The organism is Halalkalibacterium halodurans, assembly GCF_004376175.1.
Taxonomy (GTDB): domain Bacteria; phylum Bacillota; class Bacilli; order Bacillales; family Bacillaceae_D; genus Halalkalibacterium; species Halalkalibacterium halodurans.
This window is the reverse complement of the sequence record NZ_SNUY01000016.1, coordinates 49,979-60,677: the sequence shown is the minus strand read 5'-3', so window position 1 is coordinate 60,677 and position 10,699 is coordinate 49,979. Positions and strand designations below refer to the sequence as shown.

The 10,699-nt window shown below is 46.1% G+C and carries 10 protein-coding genes, 1 riboswitch and 1 other annotated feature; all 10 genes read right to left on the bottom strand.

All coding sequences use genetic code 11. The features are described from left to right. Nucleotides 1-479 (bottom strand): transposase family protein (locus E2L07_RS07410; RefSeq protein ID WP_134229263.1); only part of this gene is annotated, 479 nt, incomplete at its 3' end. A 183-nt stretch (nt 480-662) separates the two neighbouring features. Continuing rightward, nucleotides 663-776, bottom strand: a riboswitch (SAM riboswitch). Nucleotides 777-854: 78 nt separating this feature from the next. Next, nucleotides 855-2,642, bottom strand: coding sequence for an aspartate--tRNA ligase (gene aspS, locus E2L07_RS07405; RefSeq protein ID WP_053431580.1), 1,788 nt, complete (start codon nt 2,640-2,642; stop codon nt 855-857). Then, nucleotides 2,639-3,925 (bottom strand): histidine--tRNA ligase, encoded by a 1,287-nt coding sequence (gene hisS / locus E2L07_RS07400; protein WP_053431581.1) that lies wholly within the window; start codon nt 3,923-3,925, stop codon nt 2,639-2,641. The genes aspS and hisS overlap by 4 nt, the downstream gene beginning before the upstream one ends. A 137-nt stretch (nt 3,926-4,062) precedes the next feature. After that, nucleotides 4,063-4,293: a binding site (T-box leader), on the bottom strand. 56 nt (nt 4,294-4,349) lie between these two features. After that, complete coding sequence (locus E2L07_RS20765) at nt 4,350-4,523, bottom strand: hypothetical protein (RefSeq protein ID WP_166740043.1); 174 nt, start codon at nt 4,521-4,523, stop codon at nt 4,350-4,352. A 68-nt stretch (nt 4,524-4,591) separates the two neighbouring features. Further along, on the bottom strand, nt 4,592-5,608 hold the full coding sequence (locus E2L07_RS07395; RefSeq protein WP_010897418.1) for a LacI family DNA-binding transcriptional regulator: 1,017 nt from the start codon (nt 5,606-5,608) through the stop codon (nt 4,592-4,594). Between the two features lie 75 nt (nt 5,609-5,683). Further along, nucleotides 5,684-6,652, bottom strand: a complete 969-nt coding sequence (locus tag E2L07_RS07390) for a sugar phosphate isomerase/epimerase family protein (RefSeq protein ID WP_134229262.1) — start codon at nt 6,650-6,652, stop codon at nt 5,684-5,686. Then, the gene (locus E2L07_RS07385) at nt 6,649-7,692 is read right to left on the bottom strand and encodes a Gfo/Idh/MocA family protein (RefSeq protein ID WP_134229261.1); all 1,044 of its coding nucleotides are present in this window, start codon (nt 7,690-7,692) and stop codon (nt 6,649-6,651) included. Before E2L07_RS07385 ends, E2L07_RS07390 begins: the two co-directional genes overlap by 4 nt. A gap of 41 nt (nt 7,693-7,733) precedes the next feature. Next, nucleotides 7,734-8,456 carry a ThuA domain-containing protein gene (locus E2L07_RS07380; RefSeq protein WP_010897415.1) on the bottom strand — a complete coding sequence of 241 codons (723 nt, stop codon included), beginning with the start codon at nt 8,454-8,456 and terminating at the stop codon, nt 7,734-7,736. 14 nt (nt 8,457-8,470) lie between these two features. After that, nucleotides 8,471-9,292 carry a carbohydrate ABC transporter permease gene (locus E2L07_RS07375; RefSeq protein ID WP_053431584.1) on the bottom strand — a complete coding sequence of 274 codons (822 nt, stop codon included), beginning with the start codon at nt 9,290-9,292 and terminating at the stop codon, nt 8,471-8,473. 3 nt (nt 9,293-9,295) lie between these two features. Continuing rightward, the gene (locus E2L07_RS07370; protein ID WP_134229260.1) at nt 9,296-10,633 is read right to left on the bottom strand and encodes an ABC transporter permease subunit; all 1,338 of its coding nucleotides are present in this window, start codon (nt 10,631-10,633) and stop codon (nt 9,296-9,298) included. Between the last annotated feature and the right edge of the window lie 66 nt (nt 10,634-10,699).

Sequence of the window (10,699 nt, the reverse complement as noted above, 5' to 3'; positions counted from 1 at the left end):
TTCGTATCCCCTTTGTAATCATCAATCGCAATCCGAGGAGGAAGGTGATCCACCTTCTTCACGAGGGGGGCCGCCAATTGATCAAACCGGCGCATGGCAGTTGTCACGGACGTTTGGAATTGATTCGCTGTGTCCGTAAAGTTCTTCCCTTGAATGAGCCGTAAGCGAAACGCTTGATTCCATTCCACTGTCTGACGCTGATATCGCTCTACAAAACAGGCTTTCTCCGCAAACCGCTTCCCGCATCTGCACGCGTACCGGCGCTTTCGATAGAATAGATACACCCACCGTTCAAAGAGCTTGAGATGTTGAACTTTTTGGATGCGGTAATCATGGATTCTCTCGGTTCTCTCCCCGCAGGATGGGCAACGATGAGGCGTTCGCGGCATTTCTACATGGAGCGCGATAAAGCCCTCTCGTTCCTCCATCTTTGTGACCTTCACACCTTTTAATCCGGGCAAATCCATGGTAAAATTCATCGTACACGCAGCTCCTATCCTTTCTTTGTTTCTAGGCAATTCAAGGATAATGGATAAAGGAGCCTGCGTGCATTTTTTTTGCCCTCTTTTGTGCAAAAACCCCAACATTTATTGTAGAGCCTTTTTATAAAAACTTGGCTCTCTAACAAAAAAACCTTTCCGATAAGGAAAGGTTTTCGCCTTCGCTTATCTTCCAGAATGAAATCATTCTGCTGAAATTAGCACCTTCGTTTGCTTGGCTAACAAACGGGTTGCCGGGCATCATCGGGTCAGTCCCTCTGCCTCTCTCGATAAGTCTTTTTATTATCACTTTTCACTTGATCTTGATTGCCATTATAAGCAGGAAATATCCGCCTGTCAATGAAAAGATTTTGATCACACGTTTACTTTATCTGGCTTATGACCAATAATTGATAAATTTAAATCGAGCAGTTGTTCTAGACTAACTTCTCCTGGCGCTTCTGTTAACAAACAACTTGCGCTTGCTGTTTTCGGAAACGCAATAGTATCACGAAGGTTCGAGCGACCAGCTAAAAGCATGACGAGTCGGTCAAGCCCAAGAGCAATTCCTCCATGTGGCGGGGTCCCATATTCAAACGCTTCAAGCAAAAAGCCAAATTCTTTTTGGGCACCCTCTTCTGTGAAGCCTAGAGCCGCAAACATTTTCTCCTGAACCGGGCGCTGATAAATCCTTTGGCTTCCACCTCCAAGCTCATAACCGTTTAACACAAGGTCATAGGCATCGGCGCGAACGCTCGCTGGATCTGTTTCAAGCTTCGTTAAATCTTCTTGCTTCGGACTTGTAAACGGATGGTGGAGGGCGACGAATCGCTTCGCCTCTTCATCGTATTCAACAAGTGGAAAGTCCACAACCCATAGGAAGTTAAATTTCGACTCGTCGATCAAGTTGAAATCTTTACCTAGCTTTAAGCGAAGAGCACCAAGGCTATCGAAGACGACTTCCTTTTTGTCAGCAGCAAAGAACAGCAAGTCTCCATCCTCTGCCCCCATCGCTTGCTGTAACTCAGCACCAGTCTCTCCTGCAAAGAACTTCGCAATCGGGCCTTTCAGCTCATCTTCTTCTACCTTCAACCAAGCTAACCCTTTCGCGCCGTATGGTTTGACAAACTCGGCAAGCCCGTCGATCTCTTTACGGGACAGGCTTCCTGCTCCGCCTTTCAAGTTTAGGCCTTTAACAATTCCGCCACTCTTGATAGCACTTGAGAATACTTTAAAGTCACTATCTTTCACAATGTCAGACAGTTCAATGAGTTCCATTTCAAAACGAGTGTCTGGCTTATCTGAGCCATATCGGTTCATCGCATCGTCATACGTCATTCGTGGGAACGGCAAAGCGACGTCGAGCCCTTTTACTTCTTTCATGATTTTTGCCATCATGTTTTCCGTCATCGTAAGCAAATCTTCTTTATCCATAAAGGACGTCTCAATATCGATTTGAGTAAACTCTGGCTGGCGATCAGCCCGTAAATCCTCATCACGGAAGCAGCGAACAATTTGATAATAACGCTCAAACCCTGAAACCATAAGAAGTTGCTTAAAAATTTGCGGTGATTGGGGCAATGCGTAAAATTCCCCGTGATGGACCCGACTCGGCACTAAATAGTCGCGAGCGCCTTCCGGTGTACTTTTCGTCAACATGGGTGTTTCAATTTCAAAAAACTCCTGTCCATCAAGAAAATCGCGAATAAGCTTTGTTGTTTGATGACGGAGCTTCATCGTCTCCTGCATGTCTGGACGACGAAGATCCAAGTAACGATACTTTAAGCGAATGTCTTCTGACGCGTCCGTGTTCGCTTCAATTTGAAACGGGAGTGATTTCGCTTTATTTAAAATTGTCAGGCGCTCTACATGAACCTCGATGGTTCCTGTCGCAATTTTGTCATTGACTGTACTTGGGTCCCTTTTTAAGACAACTCCTTCCACATCAAGGACGTACTCATTGCGCACCTTCTCTGCTGTCTCAAGTGCCTCCTGTGAAATATCGCTGTTGAACACGAGCTGAACGACACCCGAGCGGTCCCGTAAATCAACAAAAATGACCTGCCCTAAATCTCTTCTTCGTTGCACCCATCCTTTTAATTGAACTCGCTCGTTCACTTGCTCCTCTGATAGTTGTCCGCAATGATGCGTACGTCCGATCATGATTCGTTTCCTCCTTCGACTTGTTGTTTCATATGTGAGACTAAATCAGTTAGCGCGACATCTGTCTGCTCTCCTGTTTCCATATTTTTCACATTGACTTTACCTACCGCCAGCTCATCCTCGCCTAAAATAACGGTCCATTTCGCGTGAAGGCGATCTGCCGCCTTTAGTTGCCCTTTCATTTTCCGGTCTAAATAATCTTTCTCTGCGGAAATGCCAGCATTTCTTAGTTGATAGACGAGTTCGACCCCTTTATCTTTGGCCGCTTCCCCTAGCGTGACAACATAGCAATCAATCGCTTGGTTGTGGGCAGGTTTAGCCTGTTGAGCCTCCAACGCCATAATCGCCCGTTCGATCGAAAGGGCGAACCCAATTCCTGGTGTTTCCGGTCCACCGATCTCCTCGACTAATCCGTTGTAACGACCACCACCACAAAGGGTCGTAATCGCACCAAAGGCTTCCCCATCCACCATCACTTCAAAGGCTGTATGATTGTAATAATCAAGGCCACGAACAAGGGTCGCATCAACGACAAACGGAATATTTAATGCGGTTAAATACGATTGCACCTTTTCGAAATAGGCCTTTGATTCTGTGGATAGATAGTCATGAATCGACGGGGCCGTTCCCATCAGCTCATGATCCCGATCCTTTTTACAGTCTAAGATGCGAAGTGGATTTTTTTCTAGGCGATCCTGACAATCGTTGCAAAATTCATGAATTCTTGGCTTAAAGTGGTTGACGAGTGCTTCTCTGTGGGCAAGTCGGCTATCCGTATCTCCTAGGCTATTGATCACGAGCTTTAGATTTTTTAGTCCAAGCTCTTCGTAAAATCTCATCACAAGGGCCAACACTTCTGCATCAATAGCAGGATCAGCGCTTCCTAGTGCTTCTACACCAAACTGAACAAACTGCCGCATCCGTCCTGATTGCGGCCGCTCATAACGGAACATTGGCCCGATATAAAACAACTTCGTCGGTTGATTCGCTTGTCCGTATAGTTTATTCGAAACATAGGCGCGTGTGACAGAAGCCGTACCTTCTGGGCGTAGGGTCAAGCTTCTCCCACCGCGATCTTCAAACGTGTACATCTCTTTTTGCACAATATCGGTCGTATCACCGACACCGCGTAAAAATAACTCCGTATGTTCAAACATCGGGACGCGAATTTCTTGATAATTGTAGCGCCGACATAGGTCGTATGCTTTTTGCTCAATCCATTGCCATGTTTCCACATCTCCTGGCAAAATGTCTTGTGTTCCTCTCGGAATCTGTATCGCCATTGTTATTCCCTCCATTTTATTAGAAAAACTCGGCTTGTCCCCAAACCTAGAAGATTCGAAATAACGGGTATCCTTTTTGATCTTGCGACGTTATGTAAAAGGACAAATAAAAAACTCCCACCCCTGATGTATTATCCATCAGGGACGAGAGTTGATTCCCGTGGTGCCACCCTAATTGAAGCATGATATGACATGCTTCCACTCAAATGCAGATAACGCCTGCCTACGTTCTCTCCTACTAACGATTGCGTTCAGAAAGACTCCTCAAAGGTGTTCATTCATTAAGGCTGTTTTAGAAGGCTTTCAGCCGCTGACCTTCCTCTCTTTGAAAACAGATCTTAATTACTTTTCCTCTTCATCGGAAACCATTCGCAGTATGTTGTTGCTTACTATCATACGAATGAACGCAAGCTGTGTCAATAGGTTATTGTCTTCTATGATTACAGCGGGACCGTTTGGCGTCATGTGGCATTATTCCATTAGGGGACACGACCTCTTGCTCAAGCCTTTGGTGCTCGCCCATTAACTCACCGATTTCGAACCATGGTGAGACAGGCAACCGCTGCTCCAACGTAGCTGGACGAATACTAGAACGCATAGTGCTTCTCCTTTCAAGCGTCTATTAGTTCTAGCATGGTCAAAACTCTTCCATTTCTTTCACTCAATTTACATGTTTATCGCAAGAACCGTCGACTCCCTGACAATGAGGCGGAACGGTAAACGTTCCTCAAAAGGAGGAAGGTCGTTTATCTGCTCATCAAGAAGCATAAACATCACCTCTAATGCTCGGCGACCAATGAGAGAAATGGGTTGTTCAATGGTCGTTAATCTTGGGGTGACTAGGGTGGCAATTTGTTGGTTGTCAAAACCAACAATCGCTAAATCCTTTGGGATGTTCCATCCGTGGACCTTCGCTTCACTTAAGATCCCTGCCGCCACTTCATCACTTCCTGTAAACACAGCGGTCGGACGGGTATTTGTTTCAATTGTTTGAAACAGGCGAAACCACCGCTTGCCGTCATCAATGGAGAAGGCGTGGTAATATGTCCACTCCTCCTTCACCTTGATTCCGTATTCTTGTAAAGCACGGAGATAGCCAGCTTTTCGATCTTCCGATAACGGGATCGCCTTATTCCCAGCAAGACACGCAATTTTCCTATGCCCTAGCTCTAGAAGGTGCTTAGTCGCCACATAGCCCGCTTCCTCTTGATTTAAACGAACGAGAGGGATCGACATTCCCGGGCGATATTCGTTGCAGGCGACCATCGGTCCGTAAGCCGTATAGGGCTCGATTACTTCCCATTCATTTTGCATTGAAGCCATGATGATCCCGTCGACTTGCTTCGTTCGCAGCAATTCTAAATAGCTTAATTCTTTTTCCTTGCTCTGTCTCGTGTTGCAAAGAATAAGCTGATAGCCGTGTTCTGAAGCAACACGCTCCATTTCATCAACTAATCCACTAAAAAAAGGATTCACGATGCGCGAGATGACAACGGCGATCGTCTCCGTTTTATTTCGCCTCAATCTCTGTGCAGAGGAATTTGGAACATAGCCAAGTTGCTTCATCGCATCGAGAACCTGTTGTCGTTTCTCATCGGAAACGTATGGGTGGTTGTTTATGACACGAGAAACCGTTGTTCGCGATAATCCAGCTAATTGGGCTACCTCTTTAATCGTCGCCATGTGACATCATTCCTCACCGTTAGAATCATCGCGTCCATATGACGGTGATCCTTTTTACAAATCGTACCTATTTCCTTAAGCCCACCACATCTCGGTCGGTTTTTCTTTAATGAGCAGCGGTTTTAAGTTACGAACCGCCGTCTCAAATCCTTCATCTATGGACATAAGCGGATCTTCGTGCTCAATGCTAATCACATGATCGTAACCGTATGTGCGTAAAGCGCTAATCATCTGCGTCCACTCATGTAAATCATGGCCGCAGCCGACTGAGCGGAAATTCCATGCTCGAGTTTGAATATGCGCATATGGTTGCATATCGGTTAATCCATACATATTGACTTGCTCTTGGTCAATAAAAGTATCCTTTGCATGAAAATGATGAATCGCACCCTCACGTCCGAGAATTTTGATCGCAGCCACAGGGTCAATTCCTTGCCACCAAAGATGGCTCGGGTCTAAATTAGCGCCGATCGCCGGAGACGTCGCTTTACGCAATGTGAGCAGGGTATACGGCGTATGGACGAGAAAACCGCCGTGGAGTTCTAACGCCACCTTCACGCCATGCGTCTCGGCCCATGCACCAATCTCCTTCCAGTACGGGATAAGCTTCTCTTCCCACTGCCATTCAAGAATGTGACGATATTCGTTCGGCCAAGGGGCGACAGGCCAGTTCGGATATTTAGCCCCTTCATGATCACCTGCTGTTCCCGAGAAACAGTTGACGACGGGAACGTTCATTTTCCCTGCCAGTTCAATCGTTTCACGAAGCGCTTGATCGCTCTCTTTTCGACATGCTTCATCCGGAGACAAGGGGTTGCCATGACAACTAAATGAACCAAGGAGCAGACCACGCTGTTCAAGCTCCTCTTGATACCGCTTACGTTTTTCCGCGCTTGTTAAAAGTTCTTGTCTTGGACAGTGCGCATCCCCAGGATAGCCGCCCGTTCCGATTTCCACTGCTTGCACACCCGCTCCTTTCACTTTATCAAGCATCTCAGTGAAAGAAAGGTTTCCATAGAGAACCGTAAATACACCTAACTTCATCGTCCGATACCTCCTACATATAACTTAATCGTTCGCCCCGTTCTGCTTGCCTCCATCGCTGCTAAAATGATGTTTAACGACGCATACCCTTCTTTTCCAGAAATCGGTGGCTCTTTTCCCTCGAGTACACTATTAACAAAATGAGCGATCACCCGAGAATCGGTCTGACCCCCTTCATCATTTGACTGTATTTGCCCTAATTCGTATTTCACGGTTTCTCCATTTTTATAGTGAACGATAAGGGAATAGTGAGGATCGTCCTCTAATCGAAGGATGGCGTTTTCTCCATACAGAATCGTCGAATTATCCTCTTTTGCTACGTAAGACCAGCTTGCCGTAAGTGTACCAACAATCCCTGATTCTGTTTTTAAAATGGCAACGGCATTATCATCCACATCTCCCTGCTTCGCGCTAGTCGTCACAAACGCTCCCACTTCAACTACTTCTTCCCCGAGAAGGTAGCGAAGCAAATCGGCTTTATGTACACCGAGATCACCCATCGCCCCGATGAAAGCCTGATCTTTTTTGAAGAACCAGCTATTTTCACCATCCACACTCCAACCTTCGGGACCGCCATGGCCAAAAGTGGTGCGGAAGCTGTAAATTTTCCCGATGTCCCCCGTTGCAATGAGCTGTCTCGCTTTCTCGTGAGACGAAACAAACCGTTGGTTGTGCCCAATCATTAAGCACATACCCGCCTCTTCTGCCGCCTTAATCATCGCCTCGCACTCCTCTGCCGACGTGGCCATCGGCTTCTCACATAAAACGTGTGTCCCTGCCTTCAAGGCGTCGATTGATATAGGAGCGTGGTATGCATTTGGTGTGCAAACACTCACGAGATCAATCTCTTCCTTTTCCAACAGTTGCATGTGGTCAGTGTAAGCGATAGCTCCATATAATTTTGCTACCTTTTTAGCCCGTTCCTCAACAGGATCACAGACGGCCACAATGGTCGTATGAGGATTTTGTTCATACTCTGGTAAATGTCGATGTTGGGCAATACTGCCGCAACCAATGACAGCAACTCGTAATGTTTTCAAGTGAATCCCTCTCCCTTCCATTCATTCTCCATGTTATTTTCTTACTTTTCTGAAATGGTTTCAAGCGGTTTGGCATTCCCGTAAACTGGTCCACCTCGCCTTACAGGTGCGAGCCACTTCACACAGTTCACAATAACCTTACGAATATCCTCATGGTAATAGGTCGGATATGTTTCATGTCCTGGCCTGAAGTAAACAACTTTTCCGTTGCCACGGCGATACGTTGCGCAGCTACGGAACACTTCCCCTCCTTCAAACCAACTCACCATCACAAGTTCATCAGGGACAGGAATGTCAAAATGCTCCCCGTACATTTCTTCTTTTTCAAGGACAATGGATTCACCAATTCCTTCAGCAATCGGATGACTTGGATCAACGACCCAAATCCGCTCTTTTTCATCTGCTTCACGCCATTTTAAATCACAAGAAGTCCCCATCAGCCGCTTGAAAATTTTCGAAAAATGCCCTGAATGAAGGACGAGCAGTCCCATGCCTTCCAGCACTCTTTTTTGCACACGATCGACAATTGGATCCTCCACTTGATCGTGGGCAACATGTCCCCACCATATAAGTACATCTGTTTTAGCCAGTTGCTCCTCTGTTAACCCGTGCTCTTTGTCGGCAAGGGTAGCTGTCTGTACGTGAACGTTTGTCATTCCTTTAAAGCACGAAGCGATCGCACCATGAATGCCGTCTGGGTACACGTTTTGTACGAGAGGGTTGTTTTGCTCATGAATGTGCTCATTCCAAATCAAGACGTTCATTTTCATACACGCTCCTATTCTTTTACAGACCCTGATGTTAGTCCGGCAACAATTCGCCGTTGGAACAATAATACGATGATGACAATGGGAACCGTGACGATAACCGTCGCGGCTGTAATATCTCCCCACGGAATCGTATATTGACTTTCATAAAGTGACAAGCCGACTGGTACGGTTCGCCAGCGGTCTGCCGTGTTAATCGTTAACGCAAATAAATACTCATTCCATGCCGCAATAAACACGAGAATCGCCGTCGTGAACACGCCTGGTGCCGCGAGTGGGAAAATGATTTTGCGAAACGTTTGAAATGGGGTGGCACCATCAAGCTTTGCCGATTCCTCCAGCTCGAACGGAATCTTTTTAAAAAATGTCGCTAAAATCCAGATGGCCAGTGGAAGGCTGATCGTAATATACGGGATCACTAACCCGAAGTAGCTATTACGCAAGCCTAAGTCAGTAATAAAACTATAAATCGGCGTAATGATCGCAATTTGCGGGAACATGGATGCTGCTAAAACCGTCCCGAGAATGAGGCCCTTTCCTTTAATCGGCAACCTCGTTAATGCGTATGCAGCAAGGGATGCACAAGCAATGGCAATCAATGTTGTGAGCGAAGAAATGACAAAACTGTTCATCATATACGTAAACAACGGCCGGTTGTTCACAGCATTTACGTACGATTGAAACGTTGGCTCGGCCGAAAACCAAGCAAACGAAGCAAAAATTTCACGGGGAGGTTTAATCGATGTTAAGAACACCCAAATGAATGGGAACATGACGAGAAATACAAAAACTATCAAGAAGAAATAAAACGAAGCTCCACTCTTCTTTTTCATCGCCTATGACCCCCTCGTACGGCCTTCAAATAGATCGGAGCCGATAAATTTAATAAATGCAAAACTAATGAGCGCTACCGATAAAAAGACAATGACCGACAAGGCGGACCCTGCGCCGAAATTTTGCTGAGAAAATAGCGTACGGTACGCATAAATCGAAATCGATTCGGTTGAGTTAGCTGGTCCACCCCCGGTTAAAACGAAAATTAAATCGAAGACGCGGAACGCATCAAGGGTACGGAACAGTAACGCAACTAAAATCGCCGATTTCAATAAAGGCAGCGTAATTTTAAAAAAGGTTTGAATCCGATTGGCCCCGTCCACCTTAGCTGCTTCATACAAGCTATTCGGAATTGTTTGTAGTCCTGCCAAAAGGAGCAAAGCCATATACGGCGTCGTTTTCCAAACATCGGCGAAAATAATCGAGAACATAGCGCCTGCACCCGTAGATAAAAGAACAGACGAATCTGAGATCAACCCTAGCTGTTCAAAATAGTGGGCAATTACTCCGAATTGACCATCGTATAAATAGCGCCACATCATGGCCGCGACTGCCGTCGGAATCGCCCACGGAATCAAGACCGCGACACGGACGAGACCTCTCCCTTTAAACGTCCGGTTAATCAAAAGGGCGATTGCAAGGCCTAGTACAAGCTCAGCAGCAACGGACACCACTGTAAAAAATAACGTATTGGACATGGCAGCCCACATTCGACTATCTTGAACATAATTTATGTAATGAGAAAAGCCGATAAAATTTGATTCTAGAATGGCTGTTTCAATGTTTTGCACATAATGATAAAAGTTTTGATAGAGTTCAGCATGCTCTTGGTTAGCTTCGGTGATAAGCGGTTCGACCGTTGCTAATACTTCGCTTAACTCCGCCTGATATCCTTCTGCAATGTCACGATCGAGCTTCGCGTACTTAAGGCTTTGATCCCGAACGGGTTCGTAGTTATTGACCATTTCCTCAACCGTTGCATAGCGTTCTTTAACGTGACTGTCCGCTTGTAACTGCTCATGATATTGGCGGATCGATTGTTCGATGTCCTGAAAGATATCTTGATGCTCTGGAGCACTAGAGGTCGACAGGTGATCCAACGATCGATCCAAATAATAATAGTTGTTCACGTAGGCTTCCAAATCTACCGACGAACTGAGCATCGTCTGTGACCGAGTAGGGTCCGTTAATCGATAATCGAATAAACTATTATAAAAGGATAAAGCCACAGGCCACAGTGTCACCACAATGACGAGTATTAAAGCTGGGGCTACCATGGCATAGCCAAGCTGTGTTTCTGACAAGCTAAAGCGTAAGCCCCTCTTTCCTTTTTTCGCCATCAGCACCACCCTCTATTCGAAAAAATGATTGATTGTAGGGAGGAGAGCTAGCCTCCTCCCTTAAGG